Annotated in this window: 25 protein-coding genes; 15 read left to right on the top strand and 10 right to left on the bottom strand. The window is 40.4% G+C overall.

The window, feature by feature from the left end:
* The first annotated feature begins 194 nt into the window (after positions 1-194).
* From E3E24_RS07520 to E3E24_RS07530, 3 genes are all read left to right on the top strand, one after another.
* Positions 195-872 (top strand): DUF257 family protein, encoded by a 678-nt coding sequence (locus E3E24_RS07520; RefSeq protein WP_167915821.1) that lies wholly within the window; start codon positions 195-197, stop codon positions 870-872.
* Positions 873-975: 103 nt separating this feature from the next.
* Positions 976-1617, top strand: a complete 642-nt coding sequence (locus E3E24_RS07525) for a hypothetical protein (protein ID WP_167915822.1) — start codon at positions 976-978, stop codon at positions 1615-1617.
* A gap of 69 nt (positions 1618-1686) precedes the next feature.
* Positions 1687-2526 carry a nucleotidyl transferase AbiEii/AbiGii toxin family protein gene (locus E3E24_RS07530; protein ID WP_240912561.1) on the top strand — a complete coding sequence of 280 codons (840 nt, stop codon included), beginning with the start codon at positions 1687-1689 and terminating at the stop codon, positions 2524-2526.
* Here the strand turns inward: E3E24_RS07530 and E3E24_RS07535 are convergent.
* From E3E24_RS07535 to E3E24_RS07550, 3 genes are all read right to left on the bottom strand, one after another.
* On the bottom strand, positions 2506-3264 hold the full coding sequence (locus tag E3E24_RS07535) for an integrase (protein ID WP_206205324.1): 759 nt from the start codon (positions 3262-3264) through the stop codon (positions 2506-2508). The two genes, E3E24_RS07530 and E3E24_RS07535, sit on opposite strands and share 21 nt — an antisense overlap.
* A 524-nt stretch (positions 3265-3788) precedes the next feature.
* Positions 3789-4424, bottom strand: coding sequence for a DUF257 family protein (locus E3E24_RS07545; protein ID WP_167886811.1), 636 nt, complete (start codon positions 4422-4424; stop codon positions 3789-3791).
* Positions 4425-4557: 133 nt separating this feature from the next.
* Positions 4558-6603 (bottom strand): hypothetical protein, encoded by a 2046-nt coding sequence (locus E3E24_RS07550; RefSeq protein WP_167915825.1) that lies wholly within the window; start codon positions 6601-6603, stop codon positions 4558-4560.
* A gap of 97 nt (positions 6604-6700) precedes the next feature.
* Between E3E24_RS07550 and E3E24_RS07555 the strand changes: the two genes are divergently transcribed.
* On the top strand, positions 6701-7699 hold the full coding sequence (locus E3E24_RS07555) for an iron ABC transporter permease (protein ID WP_167915826.1): 999 nt from the start codon (positions 6701-6703) through the stop codon (positions 7697-7699).
* Entirely contained in the window at positions 7692-8408 is a 717-nt protein-coding gene (locus E3E24_RS07560) for an ABC transporter ATP-binding protein (protein ID WP_167886808.1), read from the top strand. The genes E3E24_RS07555 and E3E24_RS07560 overlap by 8 nt, the downstream gene beginning before the upstream one ends.
* Here E3E24_RS07560 and E3E24_RS07565 read toward each other — a convergent pair.
* The gene (locus tag E3E24_RS07565) at positions 8405-8929 is read right to left on the bottom strand and encodes an NTPase (RefSeq protein ID WP_167886807.1); all 525 of its coding nucleotides are present in this window, start codon (positions 8927-8929) and stop codon (positions 8405-8407) included. The genes E3E24_RS07560 and E3E24_RS07565 overlap by 4 nt on opposite strands.
* Positions 8930-8998: 69 nt before the next feature.
* On the bottom strand, positions 8999-10249 hold the full coding sequence (locus tag E3E24_RS07570) for a hypothetical protein (protein WP_167886806.1): 1251 nt from the start codon (positions 10247-10249) through the stop codon (positions 8999-9001).
* A gap of 294 nt (positions 10250-10543) precedes the next feature.
* Here E3E24_RS07570 and mtnA point away from each other — a divergent pair, with 294 nt between their 5' ends.
* The 3 genes from mtnA to E3E24_RS07585 are packed head-to-tail and all read left to right on the top strand — an operon-like array spanning position 10544 to position 15637.
* Positions 10544-11632, top strand: a complete 1089-nt coding sequence (gene mtnA, locus E3E24_RS07575; protein ID WP_167915827.1) for an S-methyl-5-thioribose-1-phosphate isomerase — start codon at positions 10544-10546, stop codon at positions 11630-11632.
* Between the two features lie 34 nt (positions 11633-11666).
* Positions 11667-12806: an iron-containing alcohol dehydrogenase gene (locus E3E24_RS07580; protein WP_167915855.1), complete on the top strand. Its 1140-nt coding sequence runs from the start codon at positions 11667-11669 to the stop codon at positions 12804-12806.
* Positions 12807-12847: 41 nt separating this feature from the next.
* Positions 12848-15637 (top strand): DEAD/DEAH box helicase, encoded by a 2790-nt coding sequence (locus E3E24_RS07585; protein ID WP_167915828.1) that lies wholly within the window; start codon positions 12848-12850, stop codon positions 15635-15637.
* A 119-nt stretch (positions 15638-15756) separates the two neighbouring features.
* On the opposite strand, the gene E3E24_RS07590 is transcribed toward E3E24_RS07585, so the two are convergent.
* Complete coding sequence (locus tag E3E24_RS07590) at positions 15757-16809, bottom strand: M20/M25/M40 family metallo-hydrolase (RefSeq protein ID WP_167886803.1); 1053 nt, start codon at positions 16807-16809, stop codon at positions 15757-15759.
* 171 nt (positions 16810-16980) lie between these two features.
* Here E3E24_RS07590 and E3E24_RS07595 point away from each other — a divergent pair, with 171 nt between their 5' ends.
* The 4 genes from E3E24_RS07595 to E3E24_RS07610 all read left to right on the top strand — a co-directional run bounded on the left by E3E24_RS07595 (position 16981) and on the right by E3E24_RS07610 (position 19056).
* The gene (locus E3E24_RS07595) at positions 16981-17670 is read left to right on the top strand and encodes an MBL fold metallo-hydrolase (protein WP_167886802.1); all 690 of its coding nucleotides are present in this window, start codon (positions 16981-16983) and stop codon (positions 17668-17670) included.
* Complete coding sequence (locus E3E24_RS07600; protein WP_042680165.1) at positions 17667-17930, top strand: DUF504 domain-containing protein; 264 nt, start codon at positions 17667-17669, stop codon at positions 17928-17930. The genes E3E24_RS07595 and E3E24_RS07600 overlap by 4 nt, the downstream gene beginning before the upstream one ends.
* Before the next feature lie 72 nt (positions 17931-18002).
* Positions 18003-18764: a YchF/TatD family DNA exonuclease gene (locus E3E24_RS07605; RefSeq protein WP_167886801.1), complete on the top strand. Its 762-nt coding sequence runs from the start codon at positions 18003-18005 to the stop codon at positions 18762-18764.
* Between the two features lie 4 nt (positions 18765-18768).
* A complete protein-coding gene (locus E3E24_RS07610) occupies positions 18769-19056 on the top strand; it encodes a DUF3216 domain-containing protein (RefSeq protein WP_167886800.1) in 288 nt (95 codons plus the stop codon).
* 98 nt (positions 19057-19154) lie between these two features.
* Here E3E24_RS07610 and E3E24_RS07615 read toward each other — a convergent pair whose 3' ends face one another.
* Entirely contained in the window at positions 19155-20675 is a 1521-nt protein-coding gene (locus tag E3E24_RS07615; RefSeq protein ID WP_167915829.1) for a dihydropteroate synthase-like protein, read from the bottom strand.
* Positions 20676-20906: 231 nt separating this feature from the next.
* On the opposite strand from E3E24_RS07615, the gene E3E24_RS07620 reads away from it, so the two are divergent.
* Both E3E24_RS07620 and E3E24_RS07625 read left to right on the top strand, forming a co-directional pair.
* Positions 20907-21668 carry an ABC transporter ATP-binding protein gene (locus E3E24_RS07620; RefSeq protein WP_167915830.1) on the top strand — a complete coding sequence of 254 codons (762 nt, stop codon included), beginning with the start codon at positions 20907-20909 and terminating at the stop codon, positions 21666-21668.
* A gap of 9 nt (positions 21669-21677) precedes the next feature.
* Positions 21678-23159 (top strand): hypothetical protein, encoded by a 1482-nt coding sequence (locus tag E3E24_RS07625; protein ID WP_167915831.1) that lies wholly within the window; start codon positions 21678-21680, stop codon positions 23157-23159.
* A 97-nt stretch (positions 23160-23256) separates the two neighbouring features.
* Here the strand turns inward: E3E24_RS07625 and E3E24_RS07630 are convergent, their stop codons facing one another.
* Genes E3E24_RS07630 through E3E24_RS07640 form a run of 3 tightly spaced genes read right to left on the bottom strand, consistent with a single transcriptional unit; the run spans position 23257 to position 25027 of the window.
* On the bottom strand, positions 23257-23610 hold the full coding sequence (locus tag E3E24_RS07630) for an Mth938-like domain-containing protein (RefSeq protein WP_167915832.1): 354 nt from the start codon (positions 23608-23610) through the stop codon (positions 23257-23259).
* Complete coding sequence (locus tag E3E24_RS07635) at positions 23607-24131, bottom strand: NUDIX hydrolase (RefSeq protein WP_167915833.1); 525 nt, start codon at positions 24129-24131, stop codon at positions 23607-23609. Before E3E24_RS07635 ends, E3E24_RS07630 begins: the two co-directional genes overlap by 4 nt.
* A 50-nt stretch (positions 24132-24181) precedes the next feature.
* Entirely contained in the window at positions 24182-25027 is an 846-nt protein-coding gene (locus tag E3E24_RS07640) for a carbohydrate kinase (RefSeq protein WP_167915834.1), read from the bottom strand.
* 87 nt (positions 25028-25114) lie between these two features.
* Between E3E24_RS07640 and dapA the strand changes: the two genes are divergently transcribed.
* Positions 25115-25999, top strand: coding sequence for a 4-hydroxy-tetrahydrodipicolinate synthase (dapA, locus tag E3E24_RS07645; RefSeq protein ID WP_370520474.1), 885 nt, complete (start codon positions 25115-25117; stop codon positions 25997-25999).
* The last annotated feature ends 29 nt before the right edge of the window (positions 26000-26028 follow it).

Below are 26028 nucleotides of genomic sequence, written 5' to 3' on the forward strand. Positions count from 1 at the left end.
AAAAAAAAAAAAAAAAAAAAAAAAAAAAAAAAAAAAAAAAAAAAAAAAAAAAAAAAAAAAAAAAAAAAAAAAAAAAAAAAAAAAAAAAAAAAAAAAAAAAAAAAAAAAAAAAAAAAAAAAAAAAAAAACAATAAATTTTTTAACCAGATAATACAAATTATATTATGAAACACTCCCATCTTGAGGGGTGACGTATGTTGAAGGAAAACGTTGTTACTTTCGAAGAGCTCATTAAAAAGACAATTAGAGGACCTAAAGCAAGCGTACTAATAAAGTATTCTTCCAATCAGTATCCGGGGCATATCTTGTACCGTATTCTAACAACATTGAAGAAACAGTATAATGATAGAATAGGGTATATACTCGTGGACATACTTGATACACTAGCTACTATGAAGTATCAAGCAGATGCTTTTGGCGTTAATTTGGGGGAAGCATTAAATGGTGTAAACGTATTGAAAGTTGGAGGCATTACAAATACTGGAGAAGTAAAACAGAAGATAGATCTTTCATTGCAGTATGGAATACACCGTGAAAAATACGAGCATGCTATGACTCCAATTATTGAAGAGTTGTCGGATAAATTGGCTATTATTAAAATAACTGTTGGTTTAGAGAAGCTTTTGAATATCTTTGACCAGAGAGAAAAATTTCTCCAAATTCGTGATATTGTGAGGGGTATGACTGAAGAAGAAAGGGATATTAGGAACATATTTTTAATAAACAAAAACTTGTGGGATAACCTTGAGCCGTATGTTTCAGAGTACTTTGAGGAGGCAGTGCTTTTTATAGGAGAATTAGCGACTATAAAGCATCTAAAGATTCTAAAAACCATCTATGATGAATTTCAAGATGAAAATATAGAGTTTTGAAATCTTTCTAGTTCTTTATTTATTTTAACTTTGCATAGTAATTATGTCTAGTTTTGTTGAACAACCAATAATTTTTTATTATGATTGTTCAACAACTTGAAACATGAGACGACTTGCGATTAGGTATATAATCTCAAGGTTTGGGGGTAGTGTTGTTACAAAAGATGAGCTGAAAGAGGTTGGTGAGAAGTTTGGCATTGATATTGATTATTTTGTCAATTACCTGCTGTCTCAAGGCTACATAGTTAGAATTCTCAGGGGCGTGTATTACGTTAAAACGATTGAAGAAATTGGATTAAAGAGGGCTCCTGACGTGTTTAGAGTGATTGCAAAGGGGCTTGATAGACTCAATGTGATATGGTATTATGGACTGTTCACTGCCTTGAGGCTTAATGGTATGACTCACGAATATTTCAACATGATATTCGTCCTCAATGATAAAGTAATCCGCTCAAAAACAGTCAAGATTCTTGGAGAGAATGTCAAATTTGTAAAAATAAAGCCAACTTTAGCCTCTTTTGGAATAATCAAAAGTGATGAGATAAAGTTCTCAGACCCTGAAAAAACAATCCTAGACTTCATATACCTCTCAAGGTACAACAAACAGCTCAAACCTCATGCAGAGGAGGTTTTAGTAGAATACGGAAACAAGATTAACTGGGCTATTTTATGTAACTACCTAGAGAAATATCCAAAGAGTGTACAAAAGGAGGTTTTAAAGTATGAACGAGAGGGAGTTTGTTGAATTTATAATCCAAAAAACAGGAATTAAAAAGGAAATCTCATACGAAAAGACGTCATCCTACATTCCGTTTTGAAGGAATTGTACTCAAATGAATACCTCTCTACCAACTATCTCTTCAAGGGAGGAACGTGTTTAATTAAATGTTATCCCGGTTACTACCGCTTCAGTGTTGATTTGGACTTTACAAGTAGAGATCCCCAAGCATGGATAGAGCTTTCAAGACGGAGCAGAGAAAGGGAACTCAAAGCTGAAGCCGTAAAACTTGCGAGGCTAATTGAGGATATTGCCAGTAAAAAGGGCTTGGAGTTTAAAGCAGATTTGAGGGACAGGAATTATGTGGAATTTGGTGGAGGATCGAGAATGATTACTTTCAAGCTGTATTATCCTGAAGGATTAATGCGCGAGATGATAAAGATTCAGGTCAACTTGGTGGAGAGACTTCTTTTTGAGCCCAAAAACGTTAGTGCTAAATCCTTGCTTTCAGGTGTTCAATTGAGTGATGAGGAGCGAGTGTATTTCTCGGAGTTTCTTGAGAGTTACTCTGATGTTCCTGTTTCTGCATATGATCTGCGGGAAATCCTAACAGAAAAGGTTAGAGCACTTTTAACGCGGAAGAAGGTGAAGTTTAGGGACATTTACGATTTGTACTACCTTGAAAAAGAAGCAGGCTTGAGTATTGGAAACTATAGTGAGGAGATAATCCAAAAGCTTTTATTTGCACTGAAATTTGAGAGGTATTCTATCAACTTTCAAAAGATCATACAATCAATTTCATTCCTTGAGGGCACTGCAACAGAGGAAGAGCTGTTTTTGCTGAATGTTCCATTTAATGCTGAGGATTTCAAAAAGTTTTTAGAAAAGCTGTCCAATCGGATTAATGCAATTAAATCAGAAATTAGCGAAAAATAATTGGAAAGGGATATTGCTACCTTTTTGCTTCGCGAAGCACTTCTCTGATTGCATTAAAAATTTTGGGCAATATTTGTCCGCAAGTTTTACTTTGTCGAGATAATGCAGTACTCCTACTGATTTTGTTGATCGTGATTGTATGAAGTCTATTACCCCTTCAGGAATCCCTAACTCTGTTGCTTTTGTGTAGAAGTATTTTCTCGAGGTATTTGCAGAAACATTTCCATACGTTATTCTCTTTCTTGCAAGTTTGTAATCATATTGGTATTTTGATGCTTCTAAAAACAATTCAATTGGTGCATAAATGTAGAATTCTTTTTTGTTGGAGTTAATATTATTTATTTCGTATCTTCCCAATTCATCGTCTATTTTCACTATTTTTGTGACGTCAAAATTGTTTACTGCCCTAATGATCGTACGTAGTCTAGCACCACTATATAGTGTTAGCAAAAATATCGGTCTGTATTTCTCTGCCCGACCAGTTGTAATAACTTTAAATGCTTCGATAATGTCATCATCTGAAATGAATATTGTCCTAATTCCTGTCTTTTTAATTTTAATGACTTCAAGTAGTTCATCTCTTTCTAGTCTTGTTATCTGTTTGTCGTAATACAAAAAGTGAATGTAGTTGCGCATTGCTAGTTGTGTTGGTTTCGTAGCATTGCTAATTTTCTCTTTTAGATCAAGAGGTCCTTCAATCTTTTTGTATTTGGCAAAAAATCTTGTGAGCCCACTCATATATTGCTGTACTGTCTCTTCAGTGACTTTCGACCTCAAGTATCGCTGGAATTTCTTTGAGTTTCTCACTCATCCCTGAGATGATAGAGGGTTTGTAGAGAGAAACAAGCCTTCTACTTGGTTTATTGGCTCAATACTCGGTGATAAACTCTCTAAATTTCCAAAAAACCTCTTTCGAGCCCGCGCCCCAGGTTCAAATCCCGGCCGGGGCACCATAATTTCGTTAATAGAGAATTCTGAGCCCCCATTTCTTGAAACAGCCCCATTATAAAGACTTTCAAGCAATAAAATAGTCGCATTTTTTAGAAACTCACCTAAACAAAATTCACTGTCCTTCATTTTGCGAACAAGCCACTCCGGAGCTGTACACGCTCATCAACATCTAATTACGGGAGGGCATTGTAGAAATTCTTGTTTCGAATTTTGAACAATTTGCCGCCCATCATAGAAAGATAAAAATTACAGAAGCATTAAAAAGAAGAACTGCCAGCAAGAAATACCCAAAATAAGCTCAGACATATTAGCTACACCTTTATTCTCATTCCTTCGATTTCATTGTTTACCGATTTTATAACGGCAAGAGTAAAGTCTCTTCCTTCTTTAGTCACCCTAATTACTGTGGTTGCAACTTCTTCCAGCAACGGCAAGATTCTTGGAGTCATATCTTCCAATACATCAGTATTAATGAAATAAAATGATATCTTTCGTTCGTCTCCAACAAATGAGAGGACACCATTCACGAGAGTTAGGATGTCCTGTTTAGAATTAGCTAGAAGAAGCAGTTTTTCAAAACCCACAACTGGATTAATCACTTGTCCCTTCAAGAGGGGATCAAAGATCCTTCTGTATTCTCGTTCTTGAATTACTGGCTCTTTTATTGAAAGTCTTTTAACAACCTTTCCAACTTCCAATCTTCCACCTTCTTTAATAACTTTGACATCATCCAAAATGTCATCTCCACATCCAGACAATTTCATCTGCATTTTGTATAAATAAAGGGCATCTAAGATGTCATCTATTATTATATCATACCCCTTCTTTTTAGCCCACTTTACTAAACGGCACAGACCTATGGCTGTTGGTGTTGTAGCAGGGTGCTCTACTAATACAGTTTCTCCAAATTTAATCCCATCCCAAATCCTTTTGACAATATCCATCATGCATGTACACCTCTACTTCCTCTGATATCTTCATCGATGTGCTGTGATGACCGTCGAGATATTTATTTTTTACGTTTTGTTCTTATAACTCAAAGAAGTTTCTAAAGCTATGTCACAGAAAAATGAAGAGTGTTCAGCTAACAAAGAACTCTGCAAGGAGATTTATGTATTTCTCATTTACCCCACTTATGTATCTACCTACTTTTTCTCCGGTTTGATTTCTATCCTTTCCAGCAAGAATTATCACGATTTGTTTTTCTGCCCAGACATCTCTTTTAATGAATATCCCTTGCTCTCCTTTAATTGTTCTTTCTTGCTCTTCTAAGCTCAGTGCTTGTTTTACGTAATCCCCTACTCCATCATATGCTTTCGAACCTCCAAGGATTATTATAAGCTTTGAATCCTTGTACTTCTCGAATTCCTCAGGTTTTACTCTGACAACTGTCGCCCCAAGATTCTCCAAATGTTCTTTAAGATTCTCTCCCTTTATTTTCCAATCAATGTCATTGGCAAGAACAACTGCCTGCACAATTGGGGCAAACGTCTGAATAGGCTTGAACTGCGAGGCCCACTCAATCAAATCCTTCAAAACCTCAAATTCTTTATTTTCTCCCGCTTCAATTTCAAATGAAATGTATGCACTCCTAAACCCATCGTCCCTGTGCTTTTGATCTCTAGTGATTATTGCACCTATGTAATCAGGTGAAAGAGCTGCTATGTTGATTATATCACGATTAATTGCCTTTAACAGCCTAACCCTCTCAATGACATCTTGGGTTGCGGTTAAGTTGAGAGTTTCAAATCCCACAGGAACAACAATTTTGTCGTCCAGGATTTCTGAATCAACTATTTTGTCAACCAGTGTGAAATCAAGTGCAGATATACTCCTGAAATAGTTTGAATACCCAAAAAGTTCTCCTTGGAAATCGGCAAATTCTTTAATGTCATCTTTTACTTCGCTCTTTAAGCTTCTACTCTTATCCTTTGCAAACTTCAGACTTTCAGGAGGCAGCAGATACTCCCATCCAAAAGCAGCTCTTGTTCCGTCTGCAAATTCAAGAAGCGAGACACTCTTGATAATCTCCTTATTCTTTATCCCCAGCTTAGCAGTTGAGGGTATAAATGGCAGAATTGATGGTGTCTCAGCCAAATAGGACTTTCCAAATTCAATGGCCCTAAGCTTAACCTCTTCAATGAAAGGTAGAAGCTCCAATCCCAAAGCTGTGGCTATGCTACCGTTTTCATAAGCCTCAAATCCTCCAATGTGAGCAGTTGGCCCTAGGTAAATCGGCTTATCATCAAGCACCATGCCGTCGTAGAGAGTCCCATGAGTAACTATCAGCCCTGCGTTGTTTTCTCTCAGATACTTTAGGAGCTTACCCATGCTTTCCTTTGAAATGCCCCACTCACTCATCCACAAATTGGATAGAATAATCACATCCGGCTTAAAATCTGCTAAAGCACTTGACAATTCCTCAGGAGGTATTATCGCAATATTATAGTCTTCAGCTAAATACTGCCAGTTATGAAAGTTTAAAAAGCTTGAATGATTTGCAAATGGCTTAAGCAGAGGAATGAGCTTTTCATAATCACTCATATTGTAATCATATCTTTCAGACGAGAGATTAACCATCAGCTCTAAATCTTTGAGATTCTCTATCATTGCCCAGAACTTCAAGGAGGGGTCAACAATGAGAATCTTTTTCCCATTAGGATTCGCGACAAAGTAGAGCCCTATAGGACTCTCAACTATATGGCCTTCCTCATCTTCAACAACTGCTTTGAACTCGACCAGCGTCCCTGCAGGCTGAGGTGGTAGTGTGACTTTTCCGTAAAAAGTCGTGAAGTTGAAATCTTGAGTTAAGAACTTGCTTGTTATCTCATTGTATATACTCTCATTCTCGTTTATCGTGGCCCTTGTAGCATAGAGCCACTTCCATTCCCCTCTGTTAACTCTGTAGTAAATTCCAATTTTTGCAATACCAACATCATCAATGCCATAAAGGTAAACTGTGTAAGAGTTATTTGGCTGGATTGTGAAGAATTTTGGATATGGATTTCCTACAATTACAATCGGAGGGCGTGGATTCTTTATGAAGGCAACCACTTCAGCGCTTGCAGAAGGAATAATACCTAGAATGATTATCAGTATTAAAAAAGAGACGCATACATTTCTCATCTGCACCACCAATGTTATTGTTGACGCTCATAGTATTTATTCTTTTGCTGGGTTAGGTTTTTAAGACAAGGATGGACAAATAATCCAGAGGGAGAGCATGAAAAAGTTCATAGCATTAATTTTCTCATCAATTGTGCTTGTCCTCATTGGGATAGCTTTTGGATCAGTTAGTCTGTCCCCTTCTCAAATTCTCAGTGCATTCACGCTTGAAAATTTAAAATTGGCAGTATATAGCCCTGAAAAACTTGACACAACCGAGACAATAATACTTCAAATAAGACTGCCTCGTGTGCTGCTTGCATATTTAGTGGGTTTAAGCTTAGCTTCAGCTGGAACAGCTTCACAAGCTCTCTTTAAAAATCCCCTCGCAGACCCCTATATTTTGGGAATAAGCGGAGGCGCCGCTGTGGGCGTAGCTTTGGCTGCTTTATACTCCCCAATGCATATGGGGGCTTTTGCCCTTATTGGGGCTTTAATTTCAGTTACCATTGTATATAACATCTCAAAAATCAATGGGCATATCCCGGTAGATACGCTCCTATTAGCAGGAATAGCTTTTGGGTTTTTTGCACATGCTGTTACTTCATATCTTCTCTATGTTGGAAGGGAAAGAATACATTTGGCTATTTTCTGGCTCATGGGGACTTTTAACGGAGCAACGTGGGATGATGTTAAGCTTGTTCTCATGTCCTCTGTCGTTGGGTTTTCATTCTTAATGTTCAAGTGGAGAGAACTGAACCTCTTGCTCTTTGGAGAAGAGAGCATAGCACTTGGATTAGATTTGAATTTTTATAGGAAGATTATAATATTCGTGATTTCTTTACTGACAGCATTTGCTGTTGCAACAAGCGGAATAATTGGATTTGTTGGGCTTGTAAGCCCTCATGCCATGCGTTTAGTGTTTGGACCAAATCACAAGAAGCTTTTGCCAGCGGCGGCACTCTTTGGAGGTTCGTTAATGGTCTTTGCAGATTTGCTTGCGAGAATAATCCTAAAACCAGCTGAAATTCCAGTAGGGATAGTCACTGCCCTATTTGGAGCACCTTTCTTTATCTATCTCCTTATGAAGCGCAAAAGAGGTGAGCTTTATGCTTGAAGTCAAGATAACTTTCTCATATGGAAGGCGAGAAGTTCTGAAAGATGTGGAATTTTCCACTCAAAAGGAACGTCTTTTGACAGTTATCGGACCTAATGGGGCGGGAAAATCAACTCTACTCAAATGTATGGTTGGAATTCTCAATCCAAGAGGATACGTAAAGCTTGATAACGTCAATTTGCTTGAGCTAAAACCCAAAGATAGGGCAAAATTCATAACGTATGTCCCTCAAAGCTCTGTTCCTGAATTTGCCTTCACGATTGAGGAATTCGTTGAGATGGGAGCTTATGCTACAAAGGGTGACGTTAGAGATGCTCTAGAGAAAATCGGAATGTGGGAAAGGAGAAAAGAGTTTGTGACGAACCTAAGCGGAGGTGAGTATCAACTCGTACTCATAGCGAGAGCTCTAGCACAGGGAAGCGAAGTTATCCTTCTGGATGAACCAACTTCTCACTTAGATATCAATCATGCACTCCTTATAATGGATTTATTAGAAGAGCTCAAAAGAGAAAAGATTGTTGTTGCTGTTATGCACGACCTAAATTTGGCATTACAGTACTCTGATGAGATTATTCTGCTGAATGAGGGGAAAGTTGAGTGGAAAGGGAATGTTAAGGAACTCAACCCGGAAATTTTAGAAAAGGTCTATAGAGTCAAAGCTAAGATAATTGAAATTGAAGGCAAACCAGTAGTTCTGGCAGAAGTCTAGGATTCTAGGACTTTTAAGAGCTCATGTAGAATTTCCTCTCTTATCTTTTCCCTATTCTCCACTGTTAAAACATAGAGCTCCCCTTTGTCTCTGAATTTATCCACCCATCTCCTATGTAGAGTTGCTAGTAAGGGTTTTTCACTCTTTAATGCTTCTTCCACAGCTTTTGCAAACTCTCTGCTCTTAAATTCCATTGCACCAATTTCGTCAATGATTACGATATCTGCATTCTGAATGGCTCTCCTTATTGCAGAAACGCCAACCCTATCCAAATCCTCAATATTCACAACATACTTTCCAACCCTCGGATAACCCTCACCAACCCATGCTAAAATGCCCTCCTCGTTAGTATCAAGCGCTTTGATTTTAAATCCGACTCTTCTCCCTTGCTCTCTAACTTCTTGGGTAATCATCCCACCTATTTTAAAACCCCTTCTCTTGAGTCCTTCTGCAATTTTGAGAACAAGAGTTGTCTTTCCAACACCTGGCATTCCTGTTACAAAGATTTTCATAGATACCACCAAGAAAAGATACCTTCAGAGAAATTTAACAATTACGAAAATGAGGAAGGATATGAAAGGAAAGAAACGTCAGCTGTTTTCTCCTTCCTCTTTCTCACTTTCATCTTCATGGTGACATTCTCCATGGCAGTTCTTTTCCTTGTGCTCTCTGCCTTCTCCGTGGTGCTTTTCCTTTTCCTTCCATCTTGCACGTATAAGTTCTTTTTCGTTGTGGTACTTTGTTTTTATGAGTTCCTTGAGCTGTCCCATCAGTTGCTTGGCTAATGCATAATCTCCATTTTCATAAGCTTGTTCTGCTTGTTCTAACAGTGCTTTTTCCTCTGTAACGTTAAACCCAAGTTCTTCAAGTCTCTCGACAATATCCTCAAGTTTCTCAAGTTTAATTTTTATTTTCATTGTCTCATTTTTGTGAAGCATTATCTGTTTTTCTTCGCTAGCCATTCTAATTACGACTTCAGCAATAGACTTGGCTGCAATTGCAAGTCCATATGCTCTTCCATATTTGGTTTCATTGTAAGCTTCTTTTGCTCTCTCTAAGTGCTTCTTTGCATTTTCAAGCAGTTTTTCAGCAGCTGGAATTGAGATGTTTGCAACCAATGATTCTGCAAGCATTGTCTTGTTCTCTGCAATCTGAATAGCAAGTAGTGCATCTTCTGCAGTTATTGTTGTGTTTTCACATGTCACATTAGCCTTGATCTTCTCACGAACTCTTTCTCTAACTCTCTCTGTAACGTTCTCTGAGTAGGGAGTGTTGATTATGAGAACCATTGTAGCATTTAACAAATCTAGTATCTGTGTCTGGTTTTCAAGATAATCATCATCAACATAAATGATAATTGCTCTTCCCTTTATGTTTCCGGCTTTTCTGATTGCTGTTATATCTTCACCGTTAACGATAATAACTTTAACATCCTTCAAGAGCTCTGAATAGTTCTCAAACAAGTATTGGAGCACTGCCAAGTTTGTTTCATATCTGTTTGCTCCCCATCTTCTAACATAGGGAATTCCAAGATCTTGAAGATCATTCTCATACTCCTCTGAAACTGCTGTTGGCCCTCCTATTATGAGCACCAAATCTGGGGCTCTGGTAACTATCTGAGATGTAACATTTGGGTCATAAACTCCCCAAGGTGTCACAACTATTGACGCGTTTAAGTATTCAGCAACTTTCTGGGCTAATGCACAGTCAGCTTCATTATCGCTTACTAAAATCACTAAATTTAAGCTGGTGGTTGTCTCAGTCTGTGCTCTCGAAAGGGGCACTGCACTCGCTAAAACCAAAAATCCAAACAACAAAGCAAGTGTCTTTTTCCACATCATATGTCTTCACCTCACTTATTTCTAATGAAAAATAGATATTTAAGCTTTTTTCACGAAATCGTCAGTTAACATTCACGTTTGTTTACAAAAAAGCTCGTATATTACTTTTTGTCCTTTTTATCGTTAATAACCGTTTTTGATCGTTTATTATTGTTTAAGCTCATTTAAGACGCCAGCACAGAGCCAATAAGCGAAGAATAGCATGATAAGTTTGGATTGAAATCATCATGAGAGCTTCAGAAACAATGGATAAAACTTAAATCGGAGATTTGAGAGGTTCATTAGGTGGTGGAAATGGAGCTCAAGTACAAACCAGAGGAACTTACAAAACTCCCAAGGAGCGTTGAGTATAAAGATAAGAAAGTTTACCTCATTGACCAAAAGCTTTTACCTTGGGAATTTAAGGTCATATCTATAAGTACTGTTGAGCAAGTTGCAAAAGCTATAAAGACAATGCAGGTGAGAGGTGCACCAGCAATAGGGGCCGCAGCTGCTTTTGGTTTAGCCTTATATGCCGAGAGGAGCAAGGCAGAAACAAAGGATGAGTTTTTTGATGGCTTTTACAGGGCATACGAAATTCTGAAAAACACCCGTCCAACGGCCGTGAACCTCTTCTGGGCATTGAATAGAATAAAAAACCTTGTCGAAGAACATAGAGAGGACAGCTTAGATGAAATAAAACGCTTGATAGTTGAGGAAGCTCAAAGAATAGCGGATGAAGATGTTGAAGCAAACCTGAGGATGGGACACATTGGAGCTGAAATTCTGCCAGAAGGGAATGTATTGACGCACTGTAACGCTGGAAGCTTGGCAACTGTTCACCTTGGAACTGTTGGCGCTGTTTTAAGAGTTATGCACAAAGAAGGAAAGCTCAACTTACTTTGGGTTGATGAGACAAGACCGGTTCTGCAGGGCGCTCGCTTATCTGCATGGGAATATCACTACGATGGCATTAGGCTGAAGCTCATCACGGATAACATGGCTGGATTTGTAATGCAGCAGGGAAAAGTTGATGCTATAATTGTTGGTGCTGATAGAATCGTTGCAAACGGTGACTTTGCAAACAAGATTGGAACTTATACTTTGGCTGTATTAGCTAAGGAGCACGGGATTCCATTCTTTACAGTTGCACCGCTATCAACAATTGACATGAGCCTTAAGAGCGGCAAGGAAATACCAATTGAAGAGCGTAGTAAAGAAGAAGTTCTGACATGTGGTGGCTGTAAGATTGCTCCAGACGTTGATGTCTACAATCCAGCTTTTGATGTTACGCCTCACAAGTATCTGACGGCAATAATAACAGACAGAGGCGTTGTTTATCCTCCATTTGAGAGGAACTTAAAGAAGTTGTTTGAGGATTTGGCTTTGGAGGATAAACTTTAATTCCCTTACATCTTTCTTTATTCTGGTGATGTTCATGCAGTTCTTTAGCTTAAAGACGAGGATAGTTTTAGGGGAAGGAAGCTTAGGCTACATAAAGAGCGTTGCAAAAAAGCACAGCAGAGTTTTAATATTCTCAAGCAAATCAATGAGAGTTCACGGATTTTTAAATGAGGCAATGAACTATGTGGAAGATGCAAATGCAGAGGTTGAAGCAATAACAGGAGTTCCAGCAGAGCCGAGCTATGAATACGTCGAAAGTATAATGCCAAAGGTCAGAGAGTTCCAGCCAGACTTGATAGTTGCCTTAGGCGGAGGAAGTGTAATAGATGTGGCAAAGGCAGTTAAGGTTTTCTATGATGCTCCAGAGCTTAAGTTTGAGGAGGTTGCATTCATAAGCCGCTTTGAGAAGCCAAAGCCAATCCCTAAGCTCAAGACTCCATTAATAGCAATTCCTTCAACGAGCGGAGCCGGGAGTGAGGTTTCAGCAGCAAGTGTTCTTAAAAAAGGAGATATTAAATACAACTTGGTAAGCTTTGAGATTGCTCCAGAGTTTGCAATTCTCGATCCAAGGTTGCCGAGGACAATGCCAAAAGAAGTCGCAAGGAACAGCGGACTGGATGTTCTAGTGCACGGAATTGAAGCTTATACAACAACCGCAGCGACACCTTTCAGCGATGCGGTGGCAATCAAAGCCATAAAGCTCGTCTACAAGTATCTTCCTCTCTCAGTTCAAGATGATGAAAAGGCAAGAGAAAATGTCCACTACGCAGCAACAATGGCTGGAATAGCTTTTCTTAATGCCCGATTAGGCTTGTGTCACAGCTTAAGCCATAAAGCAGCTTGGATTGCCCCTCACGGCTTATTAAATGCAATATTCTTGCCCTATGTTATGGAGTTCAACATGAGGAGCGAATATGCAAGAAAACGCTATGCAGAGATAGCAAGAGAGCTTGGCTTTAACACTGCCCAAGAGCTGATTGAAGTCATCAAAGAGTTCAATGAGATGCTTGGAGTTCCAAAGCTGAGTGAACTTGTAAGTGAGGATGAATTCCTCTCAAAGCTTGACGAAATGAGCGAAAAAGCCTACCACGATCCGCTAATAAACTTCAACCCAGTTGAGCCAAGCGCTGAGGAAATAAAAGAGCTGTATAAGAGAGCCTTCTATGGTGAGTAACTTTTGCAAAACTCTTTTAATTCTCTTTCTAATTTTATACCATGCATATCCTCCTCAGAAAAGCCATTGAAGAAAAGTTTGGCAGGCTTAATGAGCTTCAGCTTAGAGCTTTTAGTGAGATTAGCTCAGGAAAGAGTGTTTTAATTATTGCTCCCACGGGAAGCGGAAAAACTGAAGCTGCTGTTCTGCCTGTTTTAGATGCAATTTTGAAGAATGATTTAAAACCAATCTCCGCCCTATACATCGCTCCTATCAAAGCTCTGAACAGGGATCTGCTCGAGCGTTTGGAATGGTGGGGAGCTAAAACTGGAATTAGAGTTGAAGTGAGACACGGCGACACTTCCGCATATAAAAAAGCAAAGCAGACAAAAAACCCTCCACACCTTTTGATAATCACTCCCGAAACTCTTGGAGTAATCCTGGCAATGAAATCGCTCAGAGCTTATTTGAGGAATGTCAAGTTCGTCATAGTTGATGAGATAGCAGAGCTTGTTGACAATAAGAGAGGAGTACAGTTAATTTTGGGTCTTGAGCGCTTAGCTGAGATTGCAGAATTCCAAAGAATCGGACTAAGCGCAACGGTTGGAAATGAGGAAGAAATTAGGGAGTGGCTGAAAGCCGATGCAATTGTAAAGCCCTCACTTAGAAAGGAGTATTCCATAAAGGTCCTCTTCCCTTCTCCGGATGAAAGAGATTTGGAGCTTGCTGAAAAGTTAAAGCTTCCTGTAGATGTGGCGACTCGTTTGAGGGTTCTCTGGGACATTGTGGAGAAGCATAAACGGGCTTTGATTTTCACAAATACAAGGCAGTTTGCTGAAATCTTAGCTCATCGCTTAAAAGCTTGGGGGAAGCCTGTTGAAGTTCACCATGGAAGTTTGTCAAAAGAAGCGAGGATACAAGCTGAGAAGTCCCTAAAAGAGGGAAAAATCAAGGCTTTGATATGCACTTCTTCTATGGAGCTCGGTATAGACATTGGAGATGTTGATGTCGTTATCCAATACATGAGTCCGAGACAAGTAAACAGATTAATTCAGCGCATAGGGAGGGCAAGGCACAGGCTTGGAGAAGTCAGCAAGGGGTACATAATCACAGCCAATGTTGAGGACTACCTCGAAAGCTTAATCATAGCACAGAGGGCCATTGAGGGGAAGCTTGAGAGAGTTAAGCCGTATGAAAATGCCCTCGATGTCTTGGCGCACTTTGTTGTCGGCTTGCTGATTGAATACAAGCATCTGCCAAAGGATAGACCTTTTGAAATTGCCAAGAGAGCTTACCCATACAGAAACTTGAAATGGGAAAATTATGAAGGAGTTTTAAACCTCCTACAAGAGGCCCATCTGATAGGTTACGATGAAGATAAGGGCATTCTCTTCTTGAGGAGAGGGGCTTATGCTTATTACTACGAGAATCTTTCAACGATTCCCGATGAGATATCTTACAGAGTTTTTGACGTTTCAAGCGGGCATATAATAGGCCGATTAGATGAGAGCTTCGTTATGGACTTAGAAGAGGGAATGGAGTTCATAATGCACGGTAGAAGCTGGATTCTTCTTGGTATTGATGAAGAAGCAAAGCTGCTCAAAGTGAGAGAGAGCAAAAGCCTTGAGAGCGCAATTCCGAGTTGGGAAGGTGAGATGATTCCTGTTCCTTTGGAAGTTGCTTTGGATGTTGGAAGACTGAAAAGGGAACTGCTGTTTGACCTTGAGAGAGCGAAAAGGATTATTAAAGATGTTGAACTTAGTGAGGAAGAGCTGAGAAAAGCCAAGGAAATTCTCGAAAGGCAAGAGCCTTTAAGCACAGATAGAGATGCCGGTATTGAATCCCTGCCAAAGGCTCTTGTAATCCATGCAGACTTTGGGAATCAGGTTAATGAAGCCATTGGAAGATTTGTATGGAGTTTTCTCTCAATGAGATATGGGAAAGTTTTCACAATGAGAGCGCAAGCCCATGCAATTGTGTTTAAAACTCCATTCCAGCTCAATCCGAGTGAAGTGAAAAGCTATCTCCTCCAAGACGGTAGAGCTTTGCCCTTTGTGATTTCAAAAAGCTTAGGGGAGAGCACAGTTTACAGATGGAGAATGCTGAACGTGGCAAAGAGGATTGGCGCTTTGAGGAGAGATGCTAAAATAAGAAAAGTTGAGAAGCTTTTTGAAGGCACGATAATTGAGAAGGAAACTCTAAATGAGATTTTCCACGACAAGCTCGACATCGAGAATGCAACTAAAATTTTGGACAAAATAAAAAGCGGCATGATTAGAATTAAAACCACCTTAAATTCTGAACCTTCACCATTAGCTCAGCTGAATATAAACATCGGCGGAGAGTTCTTAATCAGCGGAGAGCTTGAAAAAGACGAAATCCTTGAGCTGTTCAAAGAGAGGCTACTGGATACTGAAGTTATGCTGGTCTGTATAAACTGTGGCTGGAGCTCAAGAACGAAAGTTTCCCGCTTAAGGGAGCGCCTAAAGTATCTAGAGTGTCCCAAGTGTTCTTCAAGAATGATTGCCGTTGCTCATCCAATTGATGCAGAGGAATTCCTCAAAGCTTTTAAAAAGCTCAAACACCGTAAAAAGCTGGAAAAAAGTGAGGAGAGAGCCTACAGAAAGCTAATAAAGGCAGCGGATTTGGTTCAGAGTTACGGCTTCGATGCAGTTTTGGCTTTAGCGAGCTACGGGACAGGGCCAGATACCGCAGCTAGACTTTTGAGCCAGTACAGAGGTGAGGCTCTGCTAGTTGCTCTGATGGAGCGTGAGAGAGAGTTCATAAGGACTAGGAGATTCTGGGTGGACAAGGGAGAGAAAGAAATGAATGGAGACAATAAGATACAATAACTGCGAGTCAAATGACTTTCTTTATGGGTCTTTAGTAGGATTGCTCCCCTACGATTATGATAATCTTGTATGAACAACTGAAATTCTCCAAACCGCTCAAAAAGAGAAAAACAAAAACCTCAGCTCTTCCCAAAAATATCATTCACGACAGTTAAGAACTCGCTCGCTTTAACGACATCTCTCACATCTATATGTTCATTCTTCGTGTGTGAGATGTCCAAGTTGCCAGGCCCAAAGACTATGGTCTTTGTTCCGTTGTACATGAAGTTTATTGCATCTGTCCAGCTCCTCATTCCTCCAAATTCATCTAAGCCAGTTAAATCCATTGCCTTCTTAGCTATCTGCACAATTTCCTCGTTCTCATCAAGCTCGTAGCCGTCCCATATCTCTGTGTATTCATATCTCAGCGTGTACTCCTCAAGTATTGGTTCGAATAAGTCGAGAATATCCTCAACTTCCTGCTCTGGTAACAGACGAGCTTCAAGACGACCCTTACATAGAGCTGGGATTAGGTAATATGGATTCTCGCAGACAAGCTCTTGCAGTCCAATGTGAGGGTCAAAGTACTTACCCTTCTGCTTAAACGGTTCCAAAGCCTTAAGCTCCTCCAGCATCCTATAAGTCAGCTCAATGGCATTCTCACCGCTCTCTGGACAAGCTCCGTGGGCTTCTTTTCCGTCAACCTCAAAGTAAGCCTCAATATTTCCAGCATGGGCTATGTGAACTTCAAGGTCAGTTGGTTCTAAAACAATTGCCATCTTTGGTCTGTAACGTTCCATAAACAAAGCAGATCCTCTTCCTCCCTTCTCCTCATCGCTGACAAAGACAATTCCAACGTTTAAGTCCTTACCTTCCTTCTTTAGGCTCTCAAGCATAAGCAAAATGCTCGCCAAACCCCCTTTTACATCACTCGCTCCAGTTCCGTAGACAATGTTACCTCTTATGAATGGCTGAACCCTTATGTCAATTGTATCCATGTGTACCTCATAGAAGAGCTCGGCATCTGGGTTAACGATGAGGTTTATTATCTCGCCATCGCTCTCTATGTGGACATCATAACCGAGTTTGTGGAGGAACTCCATAATATGCAATGCCAATCTGTCTTCCTTTCCGGAAGGAGACGGAATTTTCAGCAGATTAATCAAAATTTCCTTGGCTCTCTCAGCTTTCATTCAAATCACCTAACCATTAGTAGTGGTGAGCCTTTATAAAGTCTCCCTAACTTTTTAAACCTTGGCGTTAATTTTCAAATGGGCGATGAAGAGTTTTACCCTTGCTGACGAGACTCGCTCCCTCGGATGAGGACGCGGTCCCCCCTAGAGCCCCTTTTTGAGGTGATAAGCATGATCCCCATCGAAATTCCGCCAAACACTGTGATGCTCAAAGGTATTGGTTGGGACTCAAACATATATCTAGTTAGAGACGAAAATGAAGCGCTGATAATAGACACCGGCACTGGAGTTTATTGGCATAAATACATTAATGTCTGGCTCAACGAGAACTATCTGAAAGGTGTTGAAAAAATTACAATTTTCAACACACATGAGCATTTTGATCATGTTGGTGGAAACCTAGCTTTTGAGAGATATTTCAAGGAGAGAGGAATCGAAGTTTACTTTGCGGCCCATAAATATACGGCTGAAGCATTGGAAAGCGGGGATGACTATGTGATACTTTCATTTTACCATGGAAGAAGCTACACCCCCCATGAAGTCCATTTAAAGCTGAGCGGTGGAGACACTTTACGAGTTGGCAACCTTGAGCTGATTGTAATTCACACTCCCGGACATACGAGGGGAAGTACTTGCCTGTATGAGCCGAAGGAAAAGCTCCTTTTCACTGGAGACACGATTTTCAACAGAACAGTTGGAAGAACAGATTTCCCTACGGGAAGTCTAGAGATGCTCAGAAAGTCTCTCCAAAAGCTTGAAAAGCTTGACGTCTATCTCGGTTTGCCAGGTCATGGAAGGGTTATAAAAAGCTGGAAAGAAAACCTTGAGTATGTAAAACACCTTCTGGAGGACTTCGAATGAGAAAGGGCTCAGTAAAAGAGGCATTGGCAAAGATAAAGTATGATCCAAGAGAAAACGAGGGCGATTACTACATAGTGATTGAGCATAGAGGGGCGTATGGTGATGTGAAGAAAATCCCAGTGGAAATTATTGAACTTGGACATGGTTATTTCTTTATTGGCGAAACGCAGATTCCTTACCACAGAATTCTTGCTGTCGTTAGAAAAGATGGGAGAGTAATATGGAAGAAAAGAGGACTAAGCAGAGAGCCTAAATTCTGAAGTTTCCTATACTATGTTTTTCATCAAGTTAAGTTTTTAATCAATCAAAATCTCCCTTCATCTGGTGATGGCATGATAGATGCTCACGCTCATTTTGAGTTTTATAAGCGAGACGCACCAAAAATTATAGAGGAGTGCAAAGCTGAGCTTAAAGCCGTTGTTAACTCAATAACAGAATACAGAAAAGCTCATGTATGGAAAAGCTGGGAGATGCTAAAGCCTTACTTCGGCTTTATCTTCCCAACGCTTGGCTATCATCCAAACGAAGCGAGAAGAGGGAATTGGGAAAAGGTTAAGAGGGTTGAGGAGTTCATATGGATGCATAAAGATGAGATAGTGGCAGTTGGTGAGATAGGTCTAGACTATCACTACGCTGAAAATGAGAGGCAAAAAGAAAATCAGATGCAAATTTTCAAGCACTTCCTTGAACTAGCACTTGAAATTAAGAAGCCTGTAGTCATTCATGCTAGAGAATCTGAAAGAGAAGCATTTGAGATCGTTCAGCGTTATGGTGTAAAGGCCTACTTCCATTCTTTCGCTGGAAGTAAAGAGCTGGCGAAGGAGATTGCAGAGAATGAACATTACATCGGGATAAACACTGGTATTGTCTTCATCCCAGAAGTTAAAGCTGCGGCAGAAGTTCTCGACGTTGAGGCGGTTCTCGTGGAGACGGATTCTCCTTATATGAGCCCATTTAAAGGGCAGAGAAATAAACCTTGCTACGTAAAGGTAGCAATTGAGGAGATAGCAAAGCTTAAAGGCTTGCCTTTTGAAGAAGTAGAGGGGATAACCGAGGAGAACGCTATTAAATTTTTCAATCTAAAGCTGAGGTGAGAAGATGAAGGTCTTAGAAGAGCTCAAAACCCTTTGTAAGGAGCTTGGAGAAGAGAACTTAATCCCAAGAATTGAGTCATTCATAACCCTAAACAAAGAGTTCGAATCCAAAAAGGGTAGAGAATTTGTTGAAGTCTCCATATTGGGCTTTGCAGAGGGAATTCTGACAACTTTAAAGATCAAGTACCCTGAGAATGAGAAAGTTAGGAGCTTACTTGAGAAAGTAAGCACTCAGAGAAAAGAGCTTGACGCAAAGTTCAGAAAACCAAAGCCGCCGATTTTTGAGGAGTGAATCAGCCCTGGCTGTAGTCATCATCGCAGAGCTCAGACCGTAGAAAGGTCATCACATGCCCGCCATTAAATTGTTTTATTTCTCAATTTTTAAGCTTTTCAGTAAAACTCCTTGAACAGCTCAACCTCTTGCACATAAGAGCGTTTCAATTTTAAAGCGGTTTTAGCTCTCTCGAGCTCTCTTCCAAGGTAAAAAGCGTGCCTTGGTGAGATTTGGAAGTGCTCAAGAATTGTGTCAATTATTGCATTTGGTTCTTCTCCCACTATCGTCAAAATCTGCCCAGTTCCTTTGTGAGCAATCACCCAGATTTTGTTCTCTTTTGTAAAAATCCTGAAGTAAATATCTTCGAGCTTGATCTTCCGCTCTTTGGCTTCAATTATAGGGGATTTAACTTCATACTCAACTTTCTCACTTCTCTTCTCCTTCAAAATCAGCAGATCAAAACCTAAATCCTTGGGCATGTCGAAGAGCATCATGTCCAAAGCTCTCCTCAGCTCTTTGACACTTCCACGGCACTTGGGGCTAACCTCTGTGGTTAAAAGCAGAGAAATTTTCAGTTCTTTGGCAAAACCCGCCATAACTGCGTTTATCCCAACGCTGTCAGCATCGATCAGTTCAACAACATTGCCAACACCAGCCAATAGTACATCATCTGGATTTCTCTCACGATAGAGTTGAAAAGCAGTTATTGAACGAGCCAGATGAGGGATATGCTCGAGAATTAAATCTGGGATAATTCGTTTATAACCTAAATCAAGGGCTTTTTCTTTGAGCATTTCCAAAAATTCAACTCTCTCATGTGGATTCCTCGGAAAGAATCCTTTTTTCTGGTTTGTAGGTATTAAAACCACTGGCTTCTCAGTCACAAGCTCCTCGAGGTTGCTCTCGTCAATGCTGAGGAACAAGTCAGCAAGGTCCAAAGCTCTTTCAATTTCCTTCGTGTTTAAGGAATCAAAGCTTACTGGAGCATCATATCCTCTTTCCCTCAGAGCATCTCGAACTTCTGGAATCAGCTCGATAAAGTCCAAATTTGTCTCTCCACTTACCATGCCAATGTCTATGATGTCCGCTCCACTCTCGAGATAATAAATAGCTCTGCTCACTATCTCATCAACGCTCAGCTTTGGTGCATCAACTATCTCAGCCAAGATTCTGTGCGGGAAGTCAAAGCCTACCGGCAGGTTTCCAACTAAGAAGTTGTGGGGCTTTTTGAGGGCTTTTTCGATGTAATCTCTGTTTTTCGTCTTGTTTTTGATATCCTCAACTTTCTTAAGTGCATCCCGTTGAAAGAGATCATCAGCTGGAACTTCCTTGCTCAGCTTGAAGCCTTCCTTCAATGCCTGTAGAACTTGAGGCAAGTCAAAGGCATATCTCGGCCCTTTGAACGTTGGAATGCCGATCTCATCCTCAACCTCCTGAGCTGACCCTCTAACGAGACCTGGGATTAAAATTAAATCGTAATCCCTACCCCTTATGCCGGCTTTCTTTAAGTAGTGAGCTATGAGCTTTGGCGTTAAAAAAGCAGCTACGCTAACTGGAGTTACAAATACATCGCAGCCTTTGCCATATTTTCTCACCAGTGGCTCAGCGAGGCGACCCGTTACGAGAAGAATTTTCATGATTAGGAGTTTGGCATTAGAGTATTTATCCATTTAGGTTAAAGAAACGCCACACACTAAAGGTTCCTGGCCAATTCCTGTGGTTCTCGAAAGAGTAAACCTTTCACATCAGCTTGTTTGTTATATTACGCATCCAAAGTATTCAACTTTTTTTGCAGGATTTGAGAAACTATTCAACACATGAGGAAAAGTTATTAAACAGAGTGAAGCTTCTTAATTCAGGTGTGATGGATGATTGAAGTTGAGAATCTCACTAAAAAGTTTGGAGATAAAGTTGCCGTTGATGAAATCAGCTTTCGTGTTTATGATGGTGAAATCTACGGTCTTCTGGGACCAAATGGAAGCGGTAAATCCACGACAATGAAAATTCTTGCTGGGATTTTAAAGCCCACCAGCGGAAAGGTTCTGGTTGAAGGGATAAATGTTGCTAAAAATCCGATTGAAGTCAAGAAGATAGTTGGCTACGTTCCTGAAACACCAATTTTGTATGAAAGCCTAACACCAAGCGAGCTTTTCAACTTTGTCGGGAGTATAAGAGGAATCCCAAAGGACAAACTTGAGGAGAGAGTGAACTATCTCGTCAAGGCCTTCGGCATTGAGGAGTATTTGGAGCAGTTCATTGGAACTCTTAGCTTTGGAACCCAGCAGAAGGTTTCCCTCATAACTGCTCTTTTGCATGACCCAAAAGTCCTAATCTTAGATGAAGCCATGAACGGATTAGACCCAAAATCTGCTAGAATCCTGAGGGAGCTTCTGCTTGAGTTTAAAAATGAGGGAAAGAGCATAATTTTCTCAACTCACATTTTATCCTTAGCTGAGATAATCTGCGATAGAATTGGTGTCATCTATCAGGGAAAAATCATCGCAGAAGGAACAATTGAAGAGCTTAAAGAAAAGGCTCATGAGGAGAGCTTGGAGGATGTCTTCCTCAAGCTTACGGAGAGCAAAGATGAGATTGCCCACATAGTTCAGGCACTTAAGGAAAGCTTATAGGTGTGCTGAATGTTTGAGGTTGTTAAAATTCTTTATCGTGAGCTTCACTACCAGATTTTGAAAAGAAATCCACAGATAGCGAATGACGAGAAAAAGTTCAAAAAACATCTTAAGAATGCAGTGAGCATAAAAAGGAACATCGCAATCCAGAGTACAGCTTTCGTTTTCTTTGGAATTATAATGGCTGTAAGTATCTCTTTCTCGGATGATAAAACTTACATAGCCGCAATGCTATCCTCTTTGGCTGTCATTCCTTTCATCTTTTCCCTCTATGTTACTACCGTTCAATCATCTTATGTCGTCTCGCTCGGCTTGTTTGAACCAATGAAGGCTCTACCGATAAGGATTGGAGCTTTATATTTGAGCGAGCTTTTGATGATTGATCAAGTCCCAGCTTTAGCGATGATTCTGCCCAGCATAGCTGTTGTTATTTCGAAGTATCCGCTGAACGGAATTTTAGCTCTGCTGTGGGTTTTCATAGGAATGCTGACTGGGCATACACTCGGCTTGATAATCTACTCTACCTTTGGGCTTAGAATAAGCTACAGAAAGAGCAAAAGCGGAAGCCTAAAAAACATCCTCAAGATTTTGGCAATATTTGCATTTATGGGACTGTTTTATGGAGTAAGCTACATGCAGGGGTATATTCAAGAGCACAGTGAGCAAGTGGGTGCAATCATCGGCAGATACTCCATAGCGTATCCTTTCACAATTTCCTCAATTTTTGAGCCGAAAAAGAGCATCATCCTGCTTTTAATTTATACAGGTGTGTTTGTTCCTCTTTATAGGCTTGCCCTTAAGAGGGTCTGGAGCGGGATTCTTGAGCCGAAGCTTGAATCTGAGAGAGTCAGAGCTACAGGCTTTAAAGCGTCTCTTGGAGGAAAAATGTTTGCCCTCATGCTCAAGGATTTGAGGATAATCTTCAGAAAAACCGCGATGATAACGGGTTTTCTTATGCCCGTCTATGTGCTCTTTCCCCAGATAATTATGGTTCTTCAGAGTGGGAACTTTCCAGTTTCAAAGGCGGTTTATTTCCTCATTACTTTAGGAGTCTTTACAATTCCCGGGGCTGATGCCGTGCTTAAGGTGGAGGGTAAAGTCCTGGACTTCCTAAAATCATTGCCGCTCACCAAAAGAGAATACGCACTGAGCAAAGCCCTTTCAATGTCTGTAATCCCAATACTGATTTCCGAGCTGATTTTAGCGCTTGCTGTTCATTACAATCCACAAGCTATCATTCTGCTCCCCTATACATTTCTGCTCCCGCTGAATGCATCATTTCTAACGATGGTCTACTTCTTCCGATACGAGGGGATTGAGCTTGGAATTCCGGAATTCAACATTGGACATATGATTGTGCTGATGATTTTGGTTGGAATTCTCTTCGGAGTGATAGCGCTGCCTCTCCTCGTCTTAAGCTATCCTTTCAAGTATGCAGTCAGCTTTGTGATCAGTACAGTGGCTCTGATTGTGCTGTATCAGATGCTTTGATCCCAAAGACTGATACATTTCCGTGATGAGAGAGTTGAAGAAGATACAGAAGAATGCTCACGTCAAAAATTTAAATAAAATCCAGCATACCTTCGAATTAGCATGTAATGTGAAAAACTCCCAATACCTTCTTCTCTTTTCTCAGCTCATTGAATAGGTTTATTGCCTCTGGTGTTGGTTTCTCTATAACTTCCTTGTCTTTGACAAGTTCCTTAGCTTCCGGTAATAGCTTTAAAGCCCCATAAATCCCGGTCCCCACGATCAAAACGTCAAAATCCTCCGTAAGATACTCCTTCAGCTCATCTGGATCAAACTTATGACTTGTCCCATGCTTTTTCTTTGAAAGCTCCTTCTTCCTGTGCTCAATCTTTCCAGAGGGATAGATAACGATGTCATGGGTGTATCTCTTCCCTTCGACAATAATCTCGCCAAACTTCACAGAGTTAATCATAAGTTCACCTCCTTTAAAATCCTCAGAGCATCTTCTATTATCTTTGCATGATCAAAAGCCAGCTTTAAGCTTTTAATCTCATCAAAGCTGAAGATTTTTGCTTCTTTGGCATCATCACCGCTTTTCAGCTCTCCATAACCTTTAGCTAAAAATGCCGCTGTAACTGTATGTCCTCTCGGGTCTCTGTTAGGATCGCTGTAAACCCCAATGAGCTTTATCAGCTCAACATCTAGCCCTGTCTCCTCCTTTGCCTCTCTAATTGCTGCATCTTCTACTCTCTCCCCGTAATCAACGAAGCCGCCTGGCAAAGCCCAGTGATCTTTGAAAGGCTCATGTCTGCGTTTTATCAGAACAACCCCATTTTTGTATAGAATAACCAAATCAACCGTCAATCCAATGCATCTGTAAAGTTCAGCTTTTAATTTGGGGTATTTTTCTGAAAGGAGCTTTCTAATGTCCTCCTTAACTGGGGTTATGTCGTAACCTTTAGGAGCCTTAATTAGCAGAACGTATCTGTCCATAGTTCTCACCTCAAGTTTTTCACCTCAGAGAAGTCCCGTCTCATCACTTCTCAGCGTGCTGACGTTTCTTCATCGGTCATTATTTTCTCAACTTCCACGTTTTTAGCGTTTTCTGTGGCTTCATCAAAATCAAAGAACGGAGTGCGGTGTTTGAGGAAGAACGCAGTAAATGAGACAGCTTTCTTCAGAGCCTGCATGAATGGGCACTGCTTGTAAAAGTATGAAAAGTAGGCTAAAAATGAGTCCCCAGCTCCCGTTGTTTCAGCAACGGGCATCTTTAGAGGTTCAAAGTGATATCTATTTCCTCTATAGATTGCTTCTCCTCTGTCAGCACCATTTGAGATCAACATAACCTCGGGATACCTTAGATCGCTGAGCATCATAAATTCGTTGACATCGGCATGAGCAACCTTAACTCTCTCTAGAAAAGATGCATCAACATCTCTGGTTTCAACGATCCCGTCTTTAAATTCTCTCACAAACCCTTGAACATCAAGGGATATAAAGCTCCTTAGGTGGTTCACTATTTCAATCGGAATCTCATTGGCAACAGGATTTAAAATTACGATGTCAGCATTCTCATGAGGAATTTCTTCTGGTTTGAAGGGCTCAGCTTTAGCCAGCAACTTAAGAATTCTCGTGTTTTCGTCAAGATATCTAAGCTCGTAAGTTGTTGTTTCCTTCGATGGTAGGACTGTAACCTTTATTCCTTTTTCTTCAAGCTCCTTCAGCCATTCTCTTGGGAAGCTCTTGCTAACTTTAGTTATAACCTCCACATCGCAGAAAGGCGAGAGGACGAGAGCAGAATAGTATGCCCCCCCACCAATTCTCTCGATTTTGGTGTTTCCTCTGATTATCATATCATGGGTTAGATGCCCTATTACGATGCATTTCATTGCTGAATCCCATTTCAGCTCTTATGCAACTGAACTTAAAAGCTTGTTCATCAAAAAATTTATTACCCAAAAATCCAACTTTTGTTGGTGTTCCGCTTGATCGAAGGCATATATGTTCCCCATGTAACGCCTTTCGATGATGATGAGGAGATTAATGAAGAAGCACTGAGAGAGCTCATTCACTATTTTGAGAACACAAAAGTGAGCGGTTTCGTAACTTTAGGGAGCAACGGTGAGTTCCCATATCTGAACTTTGAAGAGAAACTGAGAGTTTTAAAAATAGTTTGTGAAGAGACGAACCTGCCAGTTATTGCCGGTGTGACTGAAAATTCCACGCGAGAGACCATAAGATTGGCAAAAGAGGCTTGGAATCTTGGTGTTGATGCCCTTTTGATAGCTCCCCCTTACTATTTCAAGCCCAACGAAAAGGAGCTCTTTGCCCACTATTCTGCAATAGCTCAGAGCGTTGAAGCCCCAATTCTGATTTACAACGTTCCCAAGTTTACTGGCATAAACATTCCAATTGAAGTAATTGAACGCCTGGTTGAGGAGCATTCAAACATAATAGGGATTAAAGATTCAAGCGGCTCAATTGGTCGAATTGGAGAGCTTATCAGAAGACTTGGCGAAGACATGAGCATCTTAGCCGGGACAGCTGATTTAATTTACCCTGCATTAACATTGGGGGCTCACGGAGCAGTTATAGCCGTTGCAAATGTTGCTCCCCGCTTATGTGTTGAGCTTTACACTGCTTTTCTTGAGAAGAAATACGACAGAGCTAAACGCCTACAGTTGATGATAAACTATCTCAATGAAGTTCTCGTAAAAAAATACAATCAGATAAGTGCAATAAAGGAAGCTATGAACATGCTTGGCTTAAATGTCGGGTATCCAAGGATGCCCTCCCTGTTGCTCGATGAGCAAGCTCTTCAAGAGATTGAATTTGTACTTGCAGAGGTTGGATTATTGTGAAGGCTCAGCTTCGTCGATCCCGGGCATCA

The sequence above is a fragment of the Thermococcus sp. LS2 genome (assembly GCF_012027375.1).
GTDB lineage: Archaea > Methanobacteriota_B > Thermococci > Thermococcales > Thermococcaceae > Thermococcus_B.

What these genes read in the sequence shown, in the direction of transcription:
- E3E24_RS07520 (WP_167915821.1), top strand. Translation starts at nt 195, where the DNA reads ATGTTGAAGGAAAACGTTGTTACTTTCGAAGAGCTCATTAAAAAGACA.
- E3E24_RS07525 (WP_167915822.1), top strand. Translation starts at nt 976, where the DNA reads ATGAGACGACTTGCGATTAGGTATATAATCTCAAGGTTTGGGGGTAGT.
- E3E24_RS07535 (WP_206205324.1), bottom strand. Translation starts at nt 3,264, where the DNA reads ATGAGTGGGCTCACAAGATTTTTTGCCAAATACAAAAAGATTGAAGGA.
- E3E24_RS07545 (WP_167886811.1), bottom strand. Translation starts at nt 4,424, where the DNA reads ATGATGGATATTGTCAAAAGGATTTGGGATGGGATTAAATTTGGAGAA.
- E3E24_RS07550 (WP_167915825.1), bottom strand. Translation starts at nt 6,603, where the DNA reads ATGAGAAATGTATGCGTCTCTTTTTTAATACTGATAATCATTCTAGGT.
- E3E24_RS07555 (WP_167915826.1), top strand. Translation starts at nt 6,701, where the DNA reads ATGAAAAAGTTCATAGCATTAATTTTCTCATCAATTGTGCTTGTCCTC.
- E3E24_RS07560 (WP_167886808.1), top strand. Translation starts at nt 7,692, where the DNA reads ATGCTTGAAGTCAAGATAACTTTCTCATATGGAAGGCGAGAAGTTCTG.
- E3E24_RS07570 (WP_167886806.1), bottom strand. Translation starts at nt 10,249, where the DNA reads ATGATGTGGAAAAAGACACTTGCTTTGTTGTTTGGATTTTTGGTTTTA.
- mtnA (WP_167915827.1), top strand. Translation starts at nt 10,544, where the DNA reads ATGGAGCTCAAGTACAAACCAGAGGAACTTACAAAACTCCCAAGGAGC.
- E3E24_RS07580 (WP_167915855.1), top strand. Translation starts at nt 11,667, where the DNA reads ATGCAGTTCTTTAGCTTAAAGACGAGGATAGTTTTAGGGGAAGGAAGC.
- E3E24_RS07585 (WP_167915828.1), top strand. Translation starts at nt 12,848, where the DNA reads ATGCATATCCTCCTCAGAAAAGCCATTGAAGAAAAGTTTGGCAGGCTT.
- E3E24_RS07590 (WP_167886803.1), bottom strand. Translation starts at nt 16,809, where the DNA reads ATGAAAGCTGAGAGAGCCAAGGAAATTTTGATTAATCTGCTGAAAATT.
- E3E24_RS07595 (WP_167886802.1), top strand. Translation starts at nt 16,981, where the DNA reads ATGATCCCCATCGAAATTCCGCCAAACACTGTGATGCTCAAAGGTATT.
- E3E24_RS07600 (WP_042680165.1), top strand. Translation starts at nt 17,667, where the DNA reads ATGAGAAAGGGCTCAGTAAAAGAGGCATTGGCAAAGATAAAGTATGAT.
- E3E24_RS07605 (WP_167886801.1), top strand. Translation starts at nt 18,003, where the DNA reads ATGATAGATGCTCACGCTCATTTTGAGTTTTATAAGCGAGACGCACCA.
- E3E24_RS07610 (WP_167886800.1), top strand. Translation starts at nt 18,769, where the DNA reads ATGAAGGTCTTAGAAGAGCTCAAAACCCTTTGTAAGGAGCTTGGAGAA.
- E3E24_RS07615 (WP_167915829.1), bottom strand. Translation starts at nt 20,675, where the DNA reads ATGAAAATTCTTCTCGTAACGGGTCGCCTCGCTGAGCCACTGGTGAGA.
- E3E24_RS07620 (WP_167915830.1), top strand. Translation starts at nt 20,907, where the DNA reads ATGATTGAAGTTGAGAATCTCACTAAAAAGTTTGGAGATAAAGTTGCC.
- E3E24_RS07625 (WP_167915831.1), top strand. Translation starts at nt 21,678, where the DNA reads ATGTTTGAGGTTGTTAAAATTCTTTATCGTGAGCTTCACTACCAGATT.
- E3E24_RS07630 (WP_167915832.1), bottom strand. Translation starts at nt 23,610, where the DNA reads ATGATTAACTCTGTGAAGTTTGGCGAGATTATTGTCGAAGGGAAGAGA.
- E3E24_RS07635 (WP_167915833.1), bottom strand. Translation starts at nt 24,131, where the DNA reads ATGGACAGATACGTTCTGCTAATTAAGGCTCCTAAAGGTTACGACATA.
- E3E24_RS07640 (WP_167915834.1), bottom strand. Translation starts at nt 25,027, where the DNA reads ATGAAATGCATCGTAATAGGGCATCTAACCCATGATATGATAATCAGA.